Source organism: Streptomyces afghaniensis (assembly GCF_044327915.1).
Taxonomy (GTDB): Bacteria; Actinomycetota; Actinomycetes; order Streptomycetales; family Streptomycetaceae; genus Streptomyces; species Streptomyces afghaniensis.
In genome coordinates this window covers 693,845-714,812 of record NZ_JBIRGJ010000004.1, presented here as the reverse complement: position 1 = coordinate 714,812, position 20,968 = coordinate 693,845, and the positions used below count along the sequence as shown (strand labels likewise).

The 20,968-nt window shown below is 71.8% G+C and carries 19 protein-coding genes; 10 read left to right on the top strand and 9 right to left on the bottom strand.

Annotation, left to right across the window (positions count from 1 at the left end; translation table 11 throughout):
• Positions 1–2,949, top strand: coding sequence for a hypothetical protein (locus tag ACH4G3_RS17725; RefSeq protein ID WP_397625336.1), 2,949 nt, complete (start codon positions 1–3; stop codon positions 2,947–2,949).
• Between the two features lie 72 nt (positions 2,950–3,021).
• Here ACH4G3_RS17725 and ACH4G3_RS17720 read toward each other — a convergent pair whose 3' ends face one another.
• On the bottom strand, positions 3,022–3,375 hold the full coding sequence (locus tag ACH4G3_RS17720) for a hypothetical protein (protein ID WP_397625335.1): 354 nt from the start codon (positions 3,373–3,375) through the stop codon (positions 3,022–3,024).
• Between the two features lie 244 nt (positions 3,376–3,619).
• Between ACH4G3_RS17720 and ACH4G3_RS17715 the strand changes: the two genes are divergently transcribed.
• Complete coding sequence (locus tag ACH4G3_RS17715; RefSeq protein WP_397625334.1) at positions 3,620–4,645, top strand: phosphotransferase enzyme family protein; 1,026 nt, start codon at positions 3,620–3,622, stop codon at positions 4,643–4,645.
• On the opposite strand, the gene tpg is transcribed toward ACH4G3_RS17715, so the two are convergent.
• The 4 genes from tpg to ACH4G3_RS17695 form a co-directional block, all read right to left on the bottom strand.
• A complete protein-coding gene (tpg, locus tag ACH4G3_RS17710; RefSeq protein WP_397625333.1) occupies positions 4,611–5,165 on the bottom strand; it encodes a telomere-protecting terminal protein Tpg in 555 nt (184 codons plus the stop codon). The two genes, ACH4G3_RS17715 and tpg, sit on opposite strands and share 35 nt — an antisense overlap.
• Positions 5,166–5,177: 12 nt before the next feature.
• Positions 5,178–7,430: a telomere-associated protein Tap gene (tap, locus tag ACH4G3_RS17705; protein ID WP_397625332.1), complete on the bottom strand. Its 2,253-nt coding sequence runs from the start codon at positions 7,428–7,430 to the stop codon at positions 5,178–5,180.
• Between the two features lie 80 nt (positions 7,431–7,510).
• Positions 7,511–7,930 carry a P-loop NTPase family protein gene (locus tag ACH4G3_RS17700; RefSeq protein ID WP_397625331.1) on the bottom strand — a complete coding sequence of 140 codons (420 nt, stop codon included), beginning with the start codon at positions 7,928–7,930 and terminating at the stop codon, positions 7,511–7,513.
• Positions 7,927–8,535, bottom strand: a complete 609-nt coding sequence (locus tag ACH4G3_RS17695; RefSeq protein WP_397625330.1) for a DUF998 domain-containing protein — start codon at positions 8,533–8,535, stop codon at positions 7,927–7,929. Before ACH4G3_RS17695 ends, ACH4G3_RS17700 begins: the two co-directional genes overlap by 4 nt.
• Positions 8,536–8,684: 149 nt before the next feature.
• Between ACH4G3_RS17695 and ACH4G3_RS17690 the strand changes: the two genes are divergently transcribed.
• Genes ACH4G3_RS17690 through ACH4G3_RS17665 form a run of 6 tightly spaced genes read left to right on the top strand, consistent with a single transcriptional unit; the run spans position 8,685 to position 13,659 of the window.
• A complete protein-coding gene (locus ACH4G3_RS17690) occupies positions 8,685–9,683 on the top strand; it encodes an inorganic phosphate transporter (protein WP_397625329.1) in 999 nt (332 codons plus the stop codon).
• An 18-nt stretch (positions 9,684–9,701) separates the two neighbouring features.
• A complete protein-coding gene (locus ACH4G3_RS17685) occupies positions 9,702–10,295 on the top strand; it encodes a hypothetical protein (RefSeq protein WP_397625328.1) in 594 nt (197 codons plus the stop codon).
• A gap of 27 nt (positions 10,296–10,322) precedes the next feature.
• Complete coding sequence (locus ACH4G3_RS17680) at positions 10,323–11,153, top strand: DUF817 domain-containing protein (protein ID WP_397625327.1); 831 nt, start codon at positions 10,323–10,325, stop codon at positions 11,151–11,153.
• A gap of 56 nt (positions 11,154–11,209) precedes the next feature.
• Complete coding sequence (locus ACH4G3_RS17675; RefSeq protein WP_397625326.1) at positions 11,210–12,040, top strand: PP2C family protein-serine/threonine phosphatase; 831 nt, start codon at positions 11,210–11,212, stop codon at positions 12,038–12,040.
• A 50-nt stretch (positions 12,041–12,090) separates the two neighbouring features.
• Positions 12,091–13,101: an MASE1 domain-containing protein gene (locus tag ACH4G3_RS17670; protein ID WP_397625325.1), complete on the top strand. Its 1,011-nt coding sequence runs from the start codon at positions 12,091–12,093 to the stop codon at positions 13,099–13,101.
• A 57-nt stretch (positions 13,102–13,158) separates the two neighbouring features.
• On the top strand, positions 13,159–13,659 hold the full coding sequence (locus ACH4G3_RS17665) for a molybdenum cofactor biosysynthesis protein (RefSeq protein WP_397625324.1): 501 nt from the start codon (positions 13,159–13,161) through the stop codon (positions 13,657–13,659).
• 24 nt (positions 13,660–13,683) lie between these two features.
• Here the strand turns inward: ACH4G3_RS17665 and ACH4G3_RS17660 are convergent, their stop codons facing one another.
• The 3 genes from ACH4G3_RS17660 to ACH4G3_RS17650 form a co-directional block, all read right to left on the bottom strand.
• Positions 13,684–14,346 carry a YceI family protein gene (locus ACH4G3_RS17660; protein ID WP_397625323.1) on the bottom strand — a complete coding sequence of 221 codons (663 nt, stop codon included), beginning with the start codon at positions 14,344–14,346 and terminating at the stop codon, positions 13,684–13,686.
• Between the two features lie 161 nt (positions 14,347–14,507).
• Positions 14,508–15,344: a transferase gene (locus ACH4G3_RS17655; protein ID WP_397625322.1), complete on the bottom strand. Its 837-nt coding sequence runs from the start codon at positions 15,342–15,344 to the stop codon at positions 14,508–14,510.
• Positions 15,341–16,609 carry a glycosyltransferase family 4 protein gene (locus ACH4G3_RS17650; protein ID WP_397625321.1) on the bottom strand — a complete coding sequence of 423 codons (1,269 nt, stop codon included), beginning with the start codon at positions 16,607–16,609 and terminating at the stop codon, positions 15,341–15,343. The genes ACH4G3_RS17655 and ACH4G3_RS17650 overlap by 4 nt, the downstream gene beginning before the upstream one ends.
• Positions 16,610–16,828: 219 nt before the next feature.
• On the opposite strand from ACH4G3_RS17650, the gene ACH4G3_RS17645 reads away from it, so the two are divergent.
• Positions 16,829–18,547, top strand: a complete 1,719-nt coding sequence (locus ACH4G3_RS17645; protein WP_397625320.1) for a VanW family protein — start codon at positions 16,829–16,831, stop codon at positions 18,545–18,547.
• A 127-nt stretch (positions 18,548–18,674) separates the two neighbouring features.
• Positions 18,675–20,090 (top strand): Tat pathway signal sequence domain protein, encoded by a 1,416-nt coding sequence (locus ACH4G3_RS17640; RefSeq protein WP_397625319.1) that lies wholly within the window; start codon positions 18,675–18,677, stop codon positions 20,088–20,090.
• Positions 20,091–20,136: 46 nt separating this feature from the next.
• Here ACH4G3_RS17640 and ACH4G3_RS17635 read toward each other — a convergent pair whose 3' ends face one another.
• A complete protein-coding gene (locus ACH4G3_RS17635) occupies positions 20,137–20,937 on the bottom strand; it encodes a carbonic anhydrase (protein WP_397625318.1) in 801 nt (266 codons plus the stop codon).
• Positions 20,938–20,968 lie beyond the last annotated feature (31 nt).

The window sequence follows — 20,968 nt, the reverse complement described above, 5'->3', positions numbered from 1 at the left end:
ATGCCCACCGCACCCCAGACCACCGACGAGCTGTACCAGGCGCTCCAGGAGAACGACCGGCGCCCCTACGGCCGCACCCGCACCGTCACGGCCGAGGAACTCGTCGACGCCGCCGAGCAGTTCGCGGAGCCCGTCCCGCTCGTCCACGCACTCCTCGAACTCCAGGAGGCGTACACCTACGGCGCCGAACCCCGGAAGTCGCCCGTCGTCTTCGCCCGCCTGCTCACCCTCTTCGACGAACAGCCCGACGTCTTCGACGAGCGCCTGCGCCACATGCTGTTCTGGCGGTTCAAGTGGGTGGCCCACGCCCTGCGCCAGCTGCCCGAGATACCCCTGGCCAGCCTGCGCCAGTGGCTCACCGAGATGCGCGACCGCTACGAGAAGGCCGGCCTGGGCCTCCAGCCCTACTACGGACAGGCGTACCAGCTCGCCGCCCACGTCGGCGAGGACACCACCCCCGCCTACGAGCTGTGGGCGGCCCGCACCCGCACCCGGCTGAGCGACTGCGAGGCCTGCGAGACCTGCGAGCGCGCCCTGTACCACCTGACGGCGGGCGACGACGAGCGGGCGCTGCGCACCTGGGAGCCCGTCCTGGCGGGCAAGGAGTCCTGCCAGGAGGAGCCGGCCCGCTCGGTGTCGTACGCCCTGCTGCCGCTGCTGCGCACCGGCCGTACCGACCGGGCCCGCGAACTGCACCTCGCGGGCTACCGCGGCTGCCGCCGCAACCCCTCGATGGCGCAGGAGGTCGGCCGGCACCTGGAGTTCTGCGCGCTGACCGGCAACGAGGCCCGCGGCCTGGAACTGCTCTCCGAGAACCGGAACCTGTTCGAGGAGGTCGACTCGCCGCTGGACCTGCTCGGCTTCCTCACCGGCGTGGAGGTCCTCCTCCAGCGTGTCGAGCACCTCGGCCACGGTGACCTGCCGACCGCCGGATACGCCGGCCGCACCTGGACGGTGGCCGGGCTGCGCGCCGAGGTGCGCGGCCGCGCCGACGACCTCGCCGCCCGCTTCGACGCGCGCAACGGCACCACGGCCCACACCGACCGCCGCCGGTCCCGCCTCGACCGTGCCCCGCTCCTGGACACGCTGGAACTGACCCTGCGCAGCCGCAGCCTCGACGACGTGGCCCCGGCTGCCGCCCCCGTCGCCGCCTCCGTCACCGCGACCGCCGTCCGTACGGCCGCCGGCGTCCCTGATGAACTGCCCGAACTCATCCTCCACGCAAGGACATCGGAGGAGCAGGGGCACCCGGACACACACGCCTGCTGGGCGCGGCTGCGTACGCTCGTCGCCACCCGCGGGTACGCCCACCCCGACGACCCGGCCGTGGGCCCGCTCGTACAGCTGCGCGCGGACCTGCTGGCCGACGAAGCGAGCCGGGCCGGCGAGAAGGACGAGTTCGCCCTCGCCGCCGACCTCTACGAGGAGGCCGCGGGCCTGTACGACGACGCCGGGCTGCGGGGTCACGCGGCGGTCGCCCGCGCCAGTGCCCTGCTCGCCTCCGCCGAGATCCCGGCGCGGGGCGACGACGCGGCCGAGGCGCAGGCCGCCGCGCTGACCGCCGCCCACGCGTCCATGGTCCGCCTGCACGAGGAGACCCCCGGCCTCGCCCCGTACCAGGAGGCCCGCCTGCTGCGGCTGCGGGCGACCGCGCTCGGCCTGCGGCTGCAGACGTCGAGGAGCGAGGAGCACGTCGCGCCGGCCTTCGCCGAGGTGGACCTGCTGCACGAGTTCGCCACCCGGCACGAGGTCGCCGGGCAGATCTCCGGCGCCCTGCTGCTGCGGGCCAGTACGTACGCCATCTCCGGCGACCTGCCCGCCGCGGTCACCGGGATCGACGTCCTCCTCGACCGGCTGAGGGCGCACGGCCCCGCGTGGCACCTGCCCCGCACGCTGGGCCTGCGGGGCCGGCTCCAGCTCGCTCTCCGGGACGCTCAGGCCGCGTACGCGGACCTGACCGAGGGGCTGCGGCTGGCCGCCGAGTGGCCGGCAGAGGCGGTCGACACCAGCCGCCTCCACGGTGATCTGGCCGAGGCCTGCATGCATCTGGGCCGCCCCGACGAGGCACTGCGGCATCTGACGCGCTCCGCGGAGGTGGAGCTGCGCCGCGGCAGTCGGACGGACGCGTTCTGCACGTACAGCAACGCGGCTCAGCTCAGCCTCGACCTGGGCCGCGTCGAGGACTGCATCGCCCTGCTCGACTCCCTGCTGGCCGAACCGGACGTCGCCGCCGGAGAACTGGACGACCGGCTCGTCGCCCAACTGCGCCTGACCCGGGCCCGCGCGCTGCACGCGGGGGACGACCTCAAGGCCGCCACTGCGGAGTTCCTCGCCCTCGCGGCCGAGTCGGCGGGCTGGGACGACGACCCGGGGAGCCACGCCATCATCGCCGCTGAGACCGCCGTACTCCTCGGGGAGTCCGGCGAGTTCGTCCGGGCCCGCGAGGCGGCGGAGCAGGCACTGGCCGCCCACGCCCGGGACCCGCGCTACGAGCAGCTCAGCAACTGCCTGCGCGAACTCGCCCGGCTCCAGGGCCAGCAGCAGGGCCCCGACGGCCTGGCCGGCGCCCTCGCCTTCCTCGCCGACGCCGGCCGGGTCGCGGACGAGGCCCGCGCCGCCGGGTACGAGGCCCGCGGTCGTTCCCTGGACACCGCGCTGGCCTACGAGCACGGGCGGGTCAACGCCTACACCGGTGAGTACGAGGACGCCCTGGCCGCCCTGGAGAAGGCCCTCGCCCTGCTCGGCGAGCCGGGAGCGGAGCAGGATCAGGCCGGGGAGTGGGCCGAGTGCGTCCGTCTCGCGGGTGTCGTGGAGGGCATCTACCTGGAGCGCCCGGCCCCTGCCCTCACCCGCCTGGACGCGGCGATCGTCCGCCTCACCGCCCTGGGCCACACGGACGAGACCGAGCCGCTGACCTCTTTGGCGGCCCGGCTGCGCGACGAGGAGTGACACGGCTGCCCGGATGCCGGCGCGGGGCGGGCTGTCGCCCCGCCCCCCTGCCGTTCGACCCGGGTAATACCCTCAGGCCCGATTGAGCCGGGCGGCGATTCCGTGGCCGATCAGCAAATAGATGACCGCCGGAAGGCCGTAATTGAGGACGACGCGCAACCCATCTGTGTCCATCGTGAAAATGTCCTGTGCCCATCCGGACAGCCAGTCCGCCATTCCGTGCACGAACTCGACGAAGGGATTCGCCTGGTTCGCGTCGAGCAGGTAGAGCACGATCCACAGGCCCAGCAGACCAGCCGCCACATCGGCGATCGTGCAGATGGCAAGGGCTGTCCGCCGCGACGTGGCCTGGTCGCGCGCCGGGCGGCCGTGCCCCGGGGGCTGGTCGTAGGTCTGGTAGCCGGAAACCGGGTCGGTGTGGTTCACAAGAAATTCCCGTCTCGCGCGTAAGAGGTTTACAGGGGGGTTGTGCCAGGCAGTGGGATTCAGCCTCGGACTGGCTCGTTTCTGCTTTCATCTGCGTCGCGCGAGCAGCGTCGTGTTACACCTCGAACCGCGGCGGACCCAATACGGTTCCATTTCGGGCCGTCGCGTGGGCCTTCCGGCGGCACAGGAGGGCGGTCGGTAATCGGCTTGTGGCGGCCGGCCGCATGGCCGAGGCTGACTCGCGATGATGCCCTTGACTGAGATCGATCGACTCAAGCAGACCGTGTCCGAAGCATGGGACAGCCCGATCGCCGACGATGTCGCCGCCCGGTGGGGTTACCCGGCCGGCACTGCCAAGTGGTGGCGTTCCAGCGCCTCCCATGTGTTCGTGCTCCCGGAGAACGGCCGACGGCGTTATCTGCGCTTCGTGCCCGACTCCTACCGCGGACCGAAGTCCCTGGCCGCGGTGGCTGAGCTGATGGCGCGGCTCAGCGACGGCGGCTCGGCGGTGGTGCGGCCGGTCGCCGCCCGGTCCGGGGCACTGACCGTGACCGTGCCGACCGGTCTCGGTGCCGTGCACGCCATGGTGGTCGAACCGGCGCCCGGCGCGGACCTCGACGTCGGCGAACTCACCGCATCGCAAGCATGGCAGTGGGGGCGGGCGCTGGCCCGTCTGCATAGCGAAGCCGCAGGGTTTGCTGCCGGGCTGCCCGAGTCCTTCGGCGAACTTCCGTCTGTCGGCGCACTGTTCGCCGATGACGGCGAGTTGGTCGAGGCGACGGCGCGGCTCGCCGACGTGATGCGCGAGTTACCGCGTTGCCGGGACCGCTGGGGTGTGGTGCACGGTGATTTCGAGCTGGACAACATGGCCTGGGAAGCGGACGGGCCGATCGCCTACGACTTCGACGAGGCCGCCCTCTCCTGGTACGCCGCCGACATCGCCTACGCCGTGCGCGACCTGACCGACCACACCGGCCGGCCCGCACCCGTGCACCGGGCGCGGTTCGACGCCTTCCTCGACGGATACCGCAGCGTGCGCCCGTTCGACGTTGAGGACTTGGGGCACCTGCCGCTGTTCGCCGGCCTGCATGCCGCGGCTTCTCTCGTGCGCATCACGCGCGCGCTGGGCGAACCCGCTCCGGGCGAACGCGATCGGCTGGGCGAGCTGCGCGACGATCTGACCGACATGGCCCGCGCCCACCGGCAACTCGCGATCGACATCGCCGGACACTGTGTCAGAGGTCGAACTCGAGGTGCTCCACGTCGGTGAACTCGACTTCGAGACCATGGGCGCGGCGGCCGTTGTCGCGGAAGTACACCTCGCCCAGTGCCTCGGCCGCGATGTCGCGCAGTTGCTGTTCCGTGCCGCCGGCTTCCTTCGTCTCGAAGAGCCGGGCGGCGTACTGCGGGGGCAGAGCGACGGTGAGATGGCGCAGCCGGGCGTCGTCGGTGGAGCCGGGGGCGGCCGTGTAGCCGAACCGGGCGCGGGTGTCGATCACGATGCCGCCGGTGGTGGCCGCGGCTTGTTTGGCCCGGGCCCGGATCTGGGGCTGCCACCGCTTCCTGACCTCGCGCTCCATGCGCTGCGCGAGGTCGGGCCGCGGCCTTTTGATCTGTTCCTTCACATACCGTTCGACGGTGCGCTGGGTGATGCCGAGCAACTCGGCGACCGGCCTGGTCCCCTTGAGCTGTCTGACCAGGTAGCGCATCTGCGCGCCCGCGCTCTTGGGGATCGGGCGCGTGAACGCCTTCCGCAGCGCGGCGTCGAGACCGTCCCCGACCGTGTCCATCGGCTCGCTCCCCTACTCTCCGTCGTCCTTGGCCGTGACCTCGCCGGTCTTGATGTAGCGGGCGAGGTTGAGGACCTGGCCGTACTTCTCCCGCACCCCTTCGGCCCACAGGGTGGTCTGAGTGCCCTCGTGCTTGACCATCCCCGGTGACACTCCGAGCCGGAAGCTGCCGGGCACCGTCTTGTCGTCGGCGTCGTACGGCAGGACGTGGAGCGGGCTGGGGCCGTCGGCCGCGTAGACGGCGCAGTCCGACAGGACCGCCACCGGATACCGGCCGGTCGCCACGGCCAGGTTGATCATCTTGCGGTGCATGTTGATCCGGGCCCGGGAGATGACGGTGGCGCGGATGTCGGGCCGCCACGTAGGGCGGGAGAGGGCCGGCCAGGGCTGTCCGGGCTTCCAGCCGCCGCCGCGCGCCCGTTCGCGCAGCTTGCCGATGCCGCCCTTCACCGTGGACTTGATCGCGTCCAGGACGATCGCCATCTCCGGATCGCGCTGCTTGCAGCCGTCCATCGCCTCCAGGAACTCCCGGGTGCCCAGCTTCTCACCCACGCCCAGGTCCGCCATGGTGTCGACGTAGGCGTTACGCAGCCGCTTGTACCAGCCGTCCAGGAACCTGCCCTTGTCCTCCCGCACCCAGGCCTCGGCCGGGGCGACGTCGTAGCCGAGCTCCAGCGCGTACGCCACCGTCGCAGTCGCGTACCAGGCCGGGCCCTCCGGGCGCTCGCCGGTCGGCGTGAACGGGCTGGGCAGCAAGGCGCTCTCGAGCCGGCGCCACTGCTTGCCGACCAGGACACGGGAGAGGTCGACGTGGGAGAGGTCGACCAGCCATGAACCGGGCAGCGCCGGGTCGAAGGCGGGGTTGGTGACGTGCACGGGCGGCGTCGCCAGGCCGACGACAGCACCGTTGGCGGCAGCGCCGAAGGCGAGGTTGACGTCGATGCCGACCAGGTACCGCTGCATGCACTCGGCGTCGGTGAGCTCACGCGCCCAGTCGTAGGCCTCCTCGAACAGCATCTCGTCCGGGCCCCGCTGGTGGAAGCGGGGCAGGCCGGCGAGCAGCGGATGCCCGTCCGGGGCCTCGCACGGTGCGCAGTCCATCGGGTGCGCGCCCAGCGAGCCGGGGCGGTGTTCCCTGTGCCGCTTCCCCGTCTCGTCCGCCTCGCTCGCCCGGGTCGGCGGGTTGAGAGCGGTCATCAGTTCCAGGCCGGTGACGGCCGTCGAGCCGCACGGTGTCATCACGCGGGCCGCGTAAGTGCCGAGCACACGGGCGAGTTCCGCCGGCTCGAGCTGTGCGGCGTGGCCCCAGGTGCGGGCGTCGAGCGCCTCCCACGACGGGATGCACAACTGCACGCACTGGCGCCGGCGGCCCTGGGCGGGGCGGTAGATCCGCGCCCACGGCCCGAACCCGCGCTTGGTCAACTGCCAGTCGGCACGGTCGAGTTGCTTGAGGACCTTGTGGCCGTCCGGGAGGCGTCCGGCGAGTCGCTCGGCGTCCGACAGCGCCACCGGGAGTCCGTACCGCTCGCACGCGCTCACGGTGAGCACGAGCAGGGGGTCGGCGTCCCTGCCGGAGCCGTGCAGCCTCGCCGCCCCGAGCTGAGCCTCTTTAAGCGCCCACTCCACCAGCGCGGGAAGCGACTTGGCGGGCACGTCGAGGACCAGGCCGCCGATGCCGTACCCGGTCACCTGGGAGCTGTCGTCGACGTCGATGACGAGCAGCGGGCCGTTCGCGAACCGTGGGTCGACGTCGGTCGCCGGGGGGTTCGCGGGGGCCGCCTTCTTGGTGCCGGAGCGGCGCGACGTCGACGACGGCCTGGTCGTCGATGCCGCCGGGCGCGGCACAGCGGCGGGACCGGCGGGGCCGTCGGGCTGAGGTGCGGCGTTTCCGGGAGCAGCTTCGGGGGCCGGGTCCGCGGATCCTGTGCGCGCCCGGGGCGGTGCGGCTGCGGGCGGCGCTGGTGCAGCAGGGGCGGCAGGCGTCTCGGGAACCGACGTGTCCTTCGGGGGCGCCGCGGCGTGGGTGGCAGGGTAGAGCTGGGCGAGCTGCTTCAGCATGCGGGCGTATGCGTCGCGCTCCGGCGGGCGCGGTTCGGTCTTGCCGGCCTCCCAGCCGCTGACCGTCGCACGCCGCACCTGCAGCGCGGCGGCCACCTCGTCCAGCGTCAGGCCGTGGGCCTGGCGCAGCCGCTTGCGTTCCGCCGGGGGCGGCAGCGGGGAGCGGGACGCGACCAGCGCGTCGACCGCGTCGAACAGCTCCGACATGGGCCCACCTCCTGGCCCGTCAGCCTAGCGTGGAGCGTAGCTTTCGCGTACCAAGCGCGTACGTACGGCGTCCGCGAGGTCTACGAAGTGTGTCTGCGCAGGTCCGGACTCGGCGAGCGGACACCGCGCTGCCGCGTCTGACGGCACAGGCCGGTGTCGTGCATGATGCGGTCGACGGTCGCGGCGAGGGAGCTGTCGGCGCCGATGACCGTCTCGACTCCGCCGGGCAGCAGATCGAGCGGCCGGTACCAGTCGCGCAGTTGTGTCTCGTTCACGTGCAGGGCGTAGCGAGCCACGGTGTCGATGAGGGCGATGTTCGCGGCACCGGGCAGGTCGTGTTCGCGCGGCACGACGCGGCGGAGGTTGTCCTGGGCGACCAGGGCCAGGCCACGGCCGGACTTCTCGCGCAGACCGGCCGCGACGGCCGACTTGTCCGAGGCGCTGTTGCCGCGCATGACGATCAACCGGGTTTCCTCGCTGCCCACCGTCACGTGGGTCACCCTACCGACGCTCTACGGCCCTCGTGTGCAAAGTGGCGCAGGCACGAGAGCGCTACCACGAACGGCCAGACCGACTGGAGGGTCGTGACCGCACGTTCGGCGACACCGGCGACTCCGTGGAGATGCGTCTCGAGCAGGAACCATGCCGCGCCCACCGCCATCACCGCGGTGGCTCCGAGGGACGGCCAGGGCCGCAGGGCCCATGGGACGCTGTCGCCGGTCCGGATGGCCAGGACAGGCCATGCAGCCAGGACGGTGAAGCCGACGACGGCGACCGAGCCGTGGACAAGCGAGCCGCCGCTGCTCGGTGCCGGGACCATGGCCACCACGAGGGCGGACACTCCCCCGGCCGCCAGGGCCAGCCGGCCCGGGGTCGCGGCCGGGCGCAGCCCCCAGGCGGTGAACAGGTGGCAGACGCCGAGGGTGATGAACGCGCCTGTCATCACCCAGTAGCCCGAGCCTCCGGGGGCCGCCAGGACGCTGATGGTCTGAGCGGCCGGGTCGTAGGCGGGTCCTTGCAGTGCCGCAGCCGCCATCCAGCCGGTGATCAACACGGCTGGGGCGCACGCCGACGGCAGCAGGACCCATTTCGGTACAGATCGCATCAGGACACCGTAGAACGGATCACCGGAGCTTCCCGTCCCACTACCGCTGCTCCGGGCGGGTCCGTCCGGGGGTTTCGCGGCACGATGGATCCGTGCGCCGACGGCGCGTGCGTCGGTCCGGTGCCCTGCCCGTGGAAAGGTGATCGGTCATGGAGCTCACCCTGGTGGTGCTGATCATCATCGTGGGGCTGACCTTCGACTTCACCAACGGCTTCCACGACGCCGCGAACGCGATCGCCACCTCGATCTCCACCAGGGCCCTGACACCGCGCGTGGCGCTGGCCATGGCCGCGGTGATGAACTTCTTCGGCGCCTTCCTGGGGACCGAGGTCGCCCAGACCGTCGGCAGCGGCATCATCGGCGCGCCCGAGGGCGAATCGGGTCTGCTGCTGGTCCTGTGCGCGCTCCTCGGGGCCATCGGCTGGAACGTGTTCACCTGGTGGCGGGGGCTGCCGACCTCGTCCTCGCACGCTCTGATCGGCGGGCTGGTCGGTGCCGCGCTCGCCGCCTCCGCCACCGTGCACTGGTCCGGGATCGTGGACAAGGTCGTCCTGCCGATGCTGCTCTCCCCGCTGGTCGGTATCGCCCTCGGTTATCTGCTGCACACGGCCATCCTGTGGATGTTCCGTCGCGCTATGCCTCGCCGGGTCATGCGCCGCTTCCGCATGGCACAGACCGTCTCCGCCGCCGCTATGGGGCTGGGGCACGGGTTGCAGGACGCGCAGAAGACCATGGGGGTCATCGTGCTCGCCCTGGTCACGGCCGGCTGGCAGGACGACTTCTCGGTTCCGTTGTGGGTGATCGCCGCCGTGGCGGCCGCCATGGCCGCCGGTACCTACAGCGGCGGACGTCGCATCATCACCACGCTCGGCCGGCGCATCGTGCACCTGGATCCGCCGCGCGGGTTCGCCGCCGAGACCGCCGCCGCGGCCGTCCTCTACACCACCGCGTTCCTGGTGAAGGCGCCGATCTCCACCACGCAGACGATCACCGCGGCCATTCTGGGTGCCGGTGCCACCCGGCGTGCCTCGGACGTACGCTGGCAAGTGGCCCGCTCCATCGTCACGGCCTGGGTGCTCACGTTCTTCGGCGCCGGGATTCCCGCCGCCGCGCTCTACTTCCTTCTGCACGCCGTCACCGGTCTGTGATCCCGGCCCGGAGGCCCCATGACCGCCTATCCGCCACGCCCGCCCGACGGCCTTCCGGTGCCCGGGCGTTTCGCGCATCTGCACCCGGACGACGGCGCCTGCCTGATGGAGAGCGCCGCGCTGCTGGCCGGCCGTGGGTTCACCGACAGCCCGGCCGGTACGCATCCGGCGCTCGCGGCTCTGGCCCGCGTGGTCAACGACAGCGTCGGTGACGCCACGCGACATGCCCTGTGGCCGCTGGCCGCCGAGCTGGCCGACGCCCGTCCGGTGGACCGGGCGTACGCGCCGCTGCTCGTCGGCGCGGCCGTAACCGCGGCACGCGTGCTGCGACCAGGGTCCCGGCGTCTGGCACGGCACGGCCGTGCGTGCCGTCGGCGGAGCGAGAAGCTCGCTCACGTCCGTGCCCGCGGGCTGCCGGACCGTGTCGCCGATCTGCTGTGGTGGCGCGGCCCGGGGCGGCGCCACCTCGAACACGCACTCCGGGTTCTGTGTGCCGCGCCTGACGCGGACCAGCGTCTTGCGGGGCTGTTGCGGAAGGCCGTGGCCGAGGCCCGGCATGACGTGGCCCGGGACGGGCGGGTGCCGGTCGGGGAGGGTCGCTGCAACCGGTAGGCGCACGGGCCCGTCCTACAGGGCACCATGATCCCTACACGTGTCGCCGGCCCCTGGGCCGCGCCGGTTCGGCAGTTGCTCGACTTCGCCTGGACGCAGACCCGGGCGTGCGCGTTCGCCATCGCGCTGCTGTCCGGCGTGGCCGTGTCCGCCCTGCTGCCCGACCTGCCCGTGGCGCGCTACGACCTGCTGGTGGTCTACGGCGTGCTGCTCACGCTGGTGTTCTGGCTGCGCGGCTGGGAGAACGGGCGGGACGTCGCCGTCATCACGGTCTGTCACGTCATCGGTCTCGCCTTCGAGCTGGTGAAGGTGTCGCTCGGTTCGTGGAGCTACCCGGAGCCGGGCGTGCTGAAGTTCGCCGGCGTACCGCTGTACGGCGGGTTTCTGTACGCGGCCGTGGGCAGCTACGTGTGCCGGGCCTGGCAGCTGTTCGATCTCCGTCTCGTGCGCTACCGGCCGCGGGCCACGGCGGTGGTGGCCGCGGCCATATACATCAACTTCTTCAGCCATCACTGGCTGCCCGACGCCCGCTGGGTGCTGGCCGGGCTGCTGCTGGCCGTCACCGCGGGGACGTCGGTGTGTTTCACGGTGCGGGGTGTGCGCCGGCGGATGCCGCTGGCGCTGTCGTTCGTCCTGATCGGGTTCTTCCTGTGGGTGGCGGAGAACCTCGCCACCTTCGTCGGTGCCTGGCGCTATCCGTACCAGGAGCACGGCTGGGAGCCGGTGGGGGTGGAGAAGTTCGGCGCCTGGGCGTTGCTGATCAGCGTCACCTTCGTCCTGGCGGCGGTCGGACGGGGGCGAGGAGCGCGAGTCGTCGACGAGACTCCAGCCACGTATCATCCTATGGACACAAATTAGATGATTTTCCCTTCGAGGGTGATCACCGACCGTGGCCATCCTCGCCGGAGTGATCGATGTCCCGCACCGGCCCGACGGACGACGGCGACGAGCTGCTGACCAGGCTCGGGGCGCTGACGGCTCAGGCGCGTGCGCAGGCCGAGCTGCAGCGGTCGCGGGTCGAACTGGCCATCGCGCTTCAGCGCGGCATGCTCCCGCGCGACCTGCCCGTGGCCCGCAGGCTGCATCTCGCCGTGCGGTACGCGCCCGCGTACCAGGGGCTCAACGTGGGCGGCGACTGGTACGACGCCTTCACACTGGGCGACGGCCGTATCGGTCTGTCCATCGGTGACGTCCAGGGCCACAACATCGAGGCCGCCGCCTTCATGGGGCAGGTGCGGGCCGGGCTGCGGGCCCTGGCCTCCGTCACCAGCGAGCCGGGCGAGGTCCTGGCCCGGACCAACGAGCTGCTGCTGTCCCTGGGCTCCGATCTGTTCGCCACCTGCACGTTCATGCGGCTCGACCCGTGTGCCGGCGTACTGGAGAGCGCGCGGGCCGGGCACCTGCCCTGCGTCTGGGCCACGCCCGACGGGAAGTCCGGCGTCGCCGAGGACGAGGGCGGGCCGCCGTTGGGGATCCTGGCGGGGGTGTCGTATCCGGTGACCCGGTACGAGCTGACCACGGGTGGCATGTTCGTGCTGCTCACGGACGGTGTCGTGGAGGGGCCCTGCCTGCGGCTGGAGGAGGGCCTCGACCAGGTGATGCGGCTCGCGGGCATCGCGGCGGTGGCGGGCATGGACGTGGACGCGCTCGCGGCGGCGCTGATCAAGGGCGCGGAGCGGGTCGGGCACGACGACGACGCCGCCGTGCTGGTGGTCGGCCTCGACGGGCCGGAGGCTCAGCCATAGGGCCGCAGGGCCCCGCTCTCACCGCGCCGTCGCGGCGGCCTCGGTGTCTCATGGCTGCTGTGGTGAGTAGCCGGGATCTGCGCAGGCCGGCCGTCGTCGCTCTGCAGACGCTGGCCGTGGCCGCCTGCTACTACGTCTCGGGGCGGTTGGGCCTGCTGCGGGAACTGGTCGTCGAGGGCTCGGTCGTCACCCCGATCTGGCCCCCCACCGGCGTCTCGGTCGCCTGCCTGCTCATCTTCGGACTGCGCTGCTGGCCGGGGATCGCCCTGGGCGCCTTCTTGGTGATCCTGTCTCTCACATCCCTGAGCCCCTGGACGTTCGGCGTGCTGGCGGGCAACACGGTGGCCCCCGTCGTGGGGTACCTGCTGCTGCGCCGGACCGGTTTCCGTACCGATCTGGCGCGTCTGCGGGACGGTCTCGCCCTGGTGTTCCTGGGGGCGTTCAGCGCCATGCTGATCAGCTCGACCACCGGTGCGGGCATCCTGCTCGCCTCGGGCAGGCTCGAATGGCCGGGCTTCTGGGCCGTGTGGCTGGCCTGGTGGGTGGGTGACGCGATGGGCGTCCTGATCGTCACCCCGGTGCTGCTCCTGCTGTCCCGTGTCCGCCCGCCGCTGCGTCTGTCGCGCTGGAAGGAGGCCTCGGGCCTGGCGCTGATCGTCTGCTGTGTCGTTCCGCTGACCGCGCACAGCCCGGTCAGTCTGCTCTTCCTCGTCTATCCCCTGCTGATCTGGGCGGCTCTGCGCTTCCAGCTGGCCGGCAGCATGCTGTGCGCCCTCTTCGCGTCGGTCATGACCACGGTGGCGGCGACCGACCGGGCCGGTCCGTTCGAACGGCTGACCAGGGTGGAGGTGATGATGAAGCTCCAGGCGTTCAACGGGGCGATGGCCCTGACGGCCCTGATCCTCTCGGCCGTGATCACCGAGCAGATCCACACCCGGCGTTCGGTGGAGCGCGCGTGCCAGGAACTGGGCGAGGTCCTGGAGCACCTCACCGCGGGGGAATCGGCGGACGGCCGGGGCTCTCTGGAGGACAGTGGGACCAGGCGGAGACAGGACGAGTGACCGTACGCCTCCAGTGGGCCCGCCGGGCGGTGGTGACCGCGGCATAGGGTTGACGCCATGACCGAGGTGGAGGTGCTGCAGCTGCTGGTGTCGCCCGCGCACCGGCTGGCCGGACGGCCGTCGGACGGCCCCTCCCCCGGCCCGTCCGACGAGCGCGTTCCCCGCGTGGAGGTGCGCCGCGGCCTGGGACTGGTCGGCGACCGCTACTACGCCAGGCCGGCCCACCGGAACGCGGCGGTGACCCTCATGGCCGCGGAGAACCTCCCGGCCGGCGCCGACCTGCGGCACACGCGCCGCAACATCCTGCTCCGAGGCGTCGACATCGACTCCTGCGTCGGATCGACGATCGCCCTCGACTGCGGCACCGGACCGGTCGAGTTCGCCGTGAACCGGCCGGCCCGGCCGTGCGCCTGGATGGACGTGACCATCGGCCCCGGCGCCCACCGCGCTCTGCGCGGGCGGGGCGGTGTGCGGTGCACGCCGCTGAGCGACGGGGTGATCACTGTGGGCCCGGCGACGTTCCGTGTGGTGGCCGGGCCCGGCGACGCCGGGCCCTGAGACACGCTGCCGGGCCCGGCGCGGTCAGCCGGCCGCCGGGGGCGTGCGGATGGCGGCGATGTCGAGTTGCAGGCGCACCTTCTCGCTCACCATCGCACCTCCCTCGGCCAGCCTGCTGTTGTAGGTCAGGCCCCAGTCGGAACGGTTGATGGTGGTGGTGCCGTCGAATCCGACCCTTTCATAACCGAAGGGGTCGGTGACGTGCCCGATATAGGTCATCTCCAGGACGACAGGCCGTGATATGCCCTTGATGGTGAGCTCGCCCGACATGTGAAAGAGGTCGGCCCCCATCTGCTCCACCGCGGTACTGGTGAAGCGCATACGCGGATAGGTCGCGACATCCAGGAAGTCCCGGCCGACCAGGTGGGCGTCGCGTTGTTCCACCCCCGTGTCGACGCTGGCGGTGAACAGCGTGAGGTCGGCCCGCGATCGGGCGGGGTTGCGCGCGTCGAAGTAGAGGAGGCTTTCGTACTCCAGGAAACAACCGCGCACGGTGGTCACCATGGCATGCCGGACGGAGAAGCCGATCCTGCTGTGAGCAGGGTCGACGACCCATTCGCCGGTGAGATTCGCCAGGTCGGGGTCGGGCAGGACCGCGGTGGGGGAAGCCGGTGCGCCGACGGGACGCTGTGGGGGGACTGGCGGCGCCTGCCGACGGGACGGCACGACGCGGTTGAACAGGTTCATGATTCATCTAGGTACTTGAGTTTGCTTATTGCCGCAAGTCCCCTTGGTGTTTACGGCTGTTCTGGACGAGCGCCTGACCTTTTTGCCGCTGCTTTACACAGAATCCACACACGCCTGTCGCGACATACCGACGAAACAGCCATCCGGGAGTCCAGGAATTTTCATTTCGGGCATATCGGCGATTCGGTGGGTGTCACCTCGATCGCGAGGTCGTTGTCGACGGTGAAGTAGGGGCGCAAGGAGGATCCGCCCGCCGTGAGGGCCGGGTAGACGAAGACGTGTTTGCGGTCCGCCACGTCGTCGAGGAGCCGGCCGATCCTGACCGGCGACGCGTCGGCGGCAGGCCGGACGAAGGCGTCCCAGATCCGGCCCCGGGCTTCGTCGCCACCCGTCAGGTCCTCCTGGCCGGCGGTGAAGGAGAAGCCCCTGCCGTCGTCGTCGATCCGGGGGCGCAGGTCCCGTACGGTGCCGGTCCCCCGCAGGCGCAGCCGTACGGTGGCGTCCTCATGGAGTTCGGCGCCGTGCAGACGGGCCTCGATCGTCATGGCCTGTTCCGTGACGTCGATGGTGCCGGCCTCCGCGTGGGCGGTGCGCCGCCATGCCCTGAGCGCGAGGAAGCCGTCCTTCGTGACGTACGGGATCCTGACGGCGACCGGTGAGGGCCGGTCGCGCAGGTGGCCGTCGACGAGGGCGCGCAGGTCCTTGAGGCCGGGGCGCAGCCGCTGTCGTTCGGCTCCCGGTTCCGGCACCAGGTACAGGTCCCAGCGGCCTTCGTCGAGGGCAGGGTGCGGTTCCAGTACGGCGTGCAGGCCGCCGTCGGCCCGGCCGGGCTCCAGGTCGAGGAGGTGGAGCGTCGTCTCGGGGCGGCCCTTCTTGGGTCGCAGCCGGAGCAGCAGCCGGGGGTGGGAGGCCGGCGCCGGCGGGAGGCGGAAGGTGATGCGGCCGTCCGCGTCGACGGCGCAGTGGGTGCGCGGGTGGGTGTCGAGGTGCGTGGTCATCGGCGTCCCTTACGTATCGCGCGCAGTGCGCCGGCGGCCGCGGCGTGGGCCGCGTCGCGGGCGGCGTGGCTCCGGCCGATCAGTGCGCTGTTCGTCCGGTGGTGCTGCGGAGTGGAGGTCCGTCCGCCTGTGCTCCGGGCCCTGAGGGCGTCCTCCAGGATGCGTTCGGCCTGGGCGACGACGGGGCCCGGGGCGAAGCGGCGCGCGTTCTCCAGGGCGGTGCGGCCCATGCGGCGGCGCCGTTCGTCGTCGCCGACGAGTTCCAGCAGGGCCGAGGCGAGCGCGTCGGCGTCACCGACCGGTACCAGCCGGCCGTCGGCTCCGTCCTCGATGATCTCGCCGGGGCCGTAGGGGCAGTCGGTGCTGACGACGGGCAGTCCGCAGCGCATCGCCTCGACGATGGTCATGCCGAACGGCTCGAAGTTGGACGCGGCCGCGCCGATCGAGCCCTTGGCCCATTCGGCCTCCATGGGGGTGGCGGCCCCCATCAGGAACACGTTGTTCCACAGCCGGAGCCGTTCGATGAGTTCCCGCAGCCTGGGCTGTTCCTCGCCCTTGCCGTAGATGCGCAGCTGCCAGTCCGGGAAGGCGGCGGCGACCTGGGCGAACGCCTCGATGAGCAGGTCGTAGCGCTTCACCGGAACCAGCCGGCCGGCGGCGATGACGATTTTGGCGGTGCCGTCGGCGGGCGGCAGCGCGGGGTCGGGGACGCTGTTGGGGAGGGCCTCGACGTGGACGCCGGGCAGCCACATCTTGCGCCGGTAGGCCGCGGCGTCCGCTTCCGTGACGGTGGTGATCACGTCGAGACGGCCGTAGGCGCGGCGCAGTGCGGTGCGCAGGGCGGGCGGGTGGTTGTCGAGGGTGAGGTGCTCCTGCCCGACGCGCAGGACGCGCTGCGGGGCCTGGCGCGCGATGTGCACGTTGAGGCCGGGGCGGGTGCCGATGACGACGTCGGTGTCGATCGCCTCCAGGCACTCGCCGATCCGCTGGTCGGTCAGCTCGCTGTACTGGCGGTGGCGGTACTCGGCGGACGGGAAGACCTTCGCCGGTCTCTGGTGCAGCGGATGGTCCGCCTCCTTGCGCAGGTCCACCAGCGCGCGCAGCCGCACCCGGGGGTCCAGGACGAGGTTGGGGTGCTCGCGGTGGCGTAAGGCGGAGACGATCTCCACGTCGTGCCGCTCGGCGAGCGCCCCGGCGAGGTTGAACGTGGTGGTGATCGTGCCTCCGATTCCATAGGCGTTGTGAATCAGGAAAGAAATCTTCATGTCGGCGTAGACGGCGCCAACCACCGGACAGTTGTTCGCCGTTATCACTCTGTGGCTCTGCAGGTATACGGGTACGGACCAGCCGGTTCCGGCGTGATCTCGGACATAAGTGGTCTGGGCCATACCGCTTTGCCGCCCGGATGTGGATAGCTTGACGTGTTTGCCCGCAGCAGCGTCGCGTCACCGGGTGCACCGTCGTCATCGATCTCCAGGAGACCCATGCGCCCCCGCATAACCTCCGTCCCGCGCATCACGTCCCTCCCGCCCCTGGCCCTGGCCGGCGGCGCGCTGGCCGTGGGTGTCGGCGGGCTGTATCTCGCCGGGCTGATGCTGACGGGCGGGGAGATCGACTCCGGTACGACGGTGCGTGGCGTGGAGATCGGGGGTCTGAGCCGCGCGGAGGCGGTGCGGAAGCTGGAGCGGCACCTGGATACGGCCGGTGCGCGGGAACTGCCCGTGAGGGTCGGTGACCGCACGGGCATGGTCGATCCGCGGCGCGCCGGGCTCTCCTTCGACGTCGAGGAGACCGTCGACCGGGCGGCACGCACCGGCGCGGGCCCGGTCAGCGTGATCGGCGGGTTCTTCCGCTCGGGCGGTGACATCGAGCCGGTGGTACGCCTCGACGAGGACAAGGCACGGACCGCCCTCGGTCAGGTGGCGAAGGAGCTCGACCAAAAGGTCCGGGACGGTGCCGTCGCCTTCGACGACGGGCGGGTCGAGCAGATCGCACCCCGCACGGGGTACGCGCTGGACGTGGACGACGCGGTCGGCCCGCTGCGCTCCTCCTTCCTGCGGGGCGAGACCCGCTCGGTCACGCCGCTGCCCGCCCGCGAGACCCGGCCGAAGGTCACGGCCGACGAGGTACGGCGGGCGGTGCGCACGTTCGCCGAGCCGGCGATGTCGGCGCCCGTCACGCTCACCGCGGGCGGCGAGCGGTTCACGGTCGGACCGGCCGTCCTGGGCGACCACCTGGCGATGCGGCCGGACGGCGGCGGAAGACTGAGACCGGAGCTGGACGCCGAGGGGCTGCGCGATGATCCCGCCGTGGCCGGACCGCTGAACGACGTCACCAGGACCGCCCGGAACGCGAAGCTCCGGCCGGACGGCGACAAGGCCGTGGTGGCCGAGGACGCCACGGTGGGCCAGAAGGTCACCGACAAGGCGCTGGGCAAGGCGGTGCTGCCGCTGCTCACCAGGTCGGGCGCGGACCGCAGCGGCGAGGTGGCCGTCGACCGGACCCGGCCCGAGGTCACCCGCGAGAACGCAGCCGAGCTGGGGCTGACGGAGAAGATGTCCTCCTTCACCGTCCACTTCGAACCGGCGGAGTACCGCACGAAGAACATCGGCCGGGCCGTGGAACTCATCAACGGCTCCCTGGTCAGGCCCGACGAGACCTGGAGCTTCAACCGGACCGTCGGCGAGCGCACCGAGGCCAACGGCTTCGTCGAGGGCATCATCATCCTCAACGACCAGTTCACGAAGGCGTCGGGCGGTGGCGTCTCGTCCGTGGCGACGACCGTGTACAACGCGCTGTTCTTCGCCGGGGTCAAGCCCGTGGAGCACGGCGCGCACTCCTTCTACATCGAGCGCTATCCGGAGGGCCGCGAGGCGACGGTCGCCTGGGGCAGCCTGGATCTGAGGTTCACCAACGACTCCGGCAAGGCGATCTACATCCAGGCCGAGTCCACGGACACGTCCGTGACCGTCTCCTTCCTCGGCACCAGGAAGTACGACGAGATCAAGTCGGTCAAGGGCCCGCGCACCGAGGTGAAGAAGCCCGGGAAGAAGGTGAGCGACGACAAGGAGTGCGTGCCGCAGACGCCACTCGAAGGGTTCGACGTCACCGTGGAGCGGGTCTTCTACAACGACGGCAGGGAAGTGAAGCGGGAGCCGTTCCGCACGCACTACACGCCGCGTGACGAGATCGTCTGCGAGTGATCCACCCGGCGGTCGCCTTCCCGTTCGACTTCTTCTGGAACTCTCCTTTCCTGCCGGGGCGTTGACCCGCCCCGAGGGCCCCAGCACAATGAGCGCCCAGTGCTGAGAGCGCTCTCAAAGGAGATCCATGACTGGCAGACAAGGCCCGGCGCCGAGCCGGCGTTCGCTCATCGGTGCCGGCCTCGGCATCAGCGCCGCGGGGATCGCCGCGGCAGGCTCCGGGCAGGCCCTGGCGACGGGTCCGGACAGCGCCGGGCGGGCGACGGAGGCCGGCCCGCTGTCGGCCCAGGCCAGGGGACGCGCCTTTCTCGCCGCCGCCATGGATGCCTACCCCGACCACGGCAGCATCCGCCTGACCCAGAGCTACACCGACCAGGCGGGCCTTTTCAGCACCGCGTTCACCTACGACAACGCCCTGGCGATCCTGGCCCACCTCGCGGCCCGCAGGCCCGAAAGCCCGGCCAGGGCCACAGCCTTGGGCGACGCCCTGCTCTACGCGCAGACTCATGACCCGGCGTACGACGACGGCAGGCTCCGGCAGGCCTACAACGTCGGGCCGTACACCTTCTACGACGGCTCGCTCCAGCCCGACGGCTTCGTCCGCGCGGACGGCACCGCCAACGTCGGTACGCAGTTCGGCTTCACCGGCACGGCGGTGGGCGACATGGCCTGGGCGGGCATCGCGCTGAGCGCCCTCGCCCGCCGTACGGGGGCGCGTCGTTTCCTCACCGGTGCCGTACGGATCGGCGAGTGGATCGAGCGGACCGGCCGCACCGACGAACCCCTCGGCGGCTACAAGTTCGGGGTCGACGGGGCGAACCAGCCGCTGCCGTTCACGTCGACCGAGCACAACACCGACCTGGTGTGCCTCTTCGGCCGGCTCGCCCGGCTGACCGGCCAGAAGGTGTGGCTGCAGCGGCGTGCGCGGGCCGAGGCCTTCGTGCGCCGGATGTGGGAGCCGGCCGGGGGCTTCTTCTACACCGGCACCAACGACGGGGTCACCATCAACAAGTCCCCGATTCCGGAGGACACCCAGACCTGGACCCATCTCGCGCTCGGTTCCCGCACGGGCGGGTACGCCCGTTCGCTGGACTGGGCCGTGGCGGAGCTGGCCGTCCTGGATCACGCGGGCCGCACGAACAGCACGGTGCCCGCGGGGCAGTCGTACGAGGGCGTCACCTTCAGTTCCGCGAGCCTGGTGGCGAAGGAGGACGCGCCGATCGCGGAGGGCCAGCCCAAGCCCGACCGCAACGGTGTGTGGTTCGAGGGGACGGCTCATCTCGCGCTCGCTCTGCGCGACCGTGGGAAGCGGGGGGACGAGGCGCGTGCCCGGCGGCTGCTCACGTCGACCGAGCGCGCACAGGAGCTGCTGGGTGCCGGTCAGACCGTCGGCGGCAAGGCGCTGCCCGAGCGGGCCGGGGTGGTCTCCGCGAGCAGTCCGCTGGACACCGGGTTCGGCTTCGGCTACTACCCGTACCGGCACACGGGCGCGACCGCCTGGTACCTGATGGCGGCGGCGCGCTTCAATCCGCTGCGGGCGTGAGACGGGCGGCCCGGCCCGCGGTGGCGTACGCGGGCCGGGCCGGTTCTCAAACGACGCGGTGGACCGCCTGGTTGGTCAGTTCGTAACGGGCGCCGACGATCGCCAGCCGGCCGGTGCCGACCTTGGCGGCGAGGTCGGGCTCCGCGGCCAGCCGGGAGCGGACGAGGCGGACGTTGGCGTCGACGGTGGCGTCGATCCGCGCGTCCCCTTCCGCGCTGTGGTCTATGGCCGGGCTTATCTGGTCGGCGAGGTACTGGATGTGGGCGGGCAGACGCCCACCGGACTGCTCCGCCTCGACCGCGGCACGCACCGCGCCGCACGACTGGTGCCCGAGCACCACGACCAGCGGTATGCCCAGTTCCAGGACGCCGTAGGCGACGCTGCCGAGTACGGCCTCGTCCAGGACCTCCCCGGCGGTGCGCACGGTCATCAGGTCGCCCAGCCCCTGGTCGAAGACCAGCTCCGGGGGCACGCGGGAGTCGATGCAGCCGAGCACGACCGCGAAGGGGTGCTGGGCGGTGGTCAACTCCCGCCGGACGGCGGGGGTTTCGCGCGGGTGGCGTTCGCGAAAGGCGCGCCAGCGGCGGTTGCCCGCGGCCAGTTCCGCGAGGGCCTCCTGCGGGGTGGCGGGCCGCGGTCCGGCAGCGGGTGCGCTCGTGACGGTGGGTGCGCCCGTGACGGCGGTGGCCGGGCGGGCGGCCGTGAGGCCCGCGCCGAGGGCCGCGGCCCCGGTCAGCGCGGTGCGCAGGAGAGTGCGGCGGACGGTGCCGCCTGTGGTCGGCCGTGGACCGGCGAAGGGGTGCGGTTCAGGGCCGGTGCCTCTGTGGGCGGTGGCATGTGAGTTCACGGCCAGAACGTATGCCCGACCGGGCGCCCGA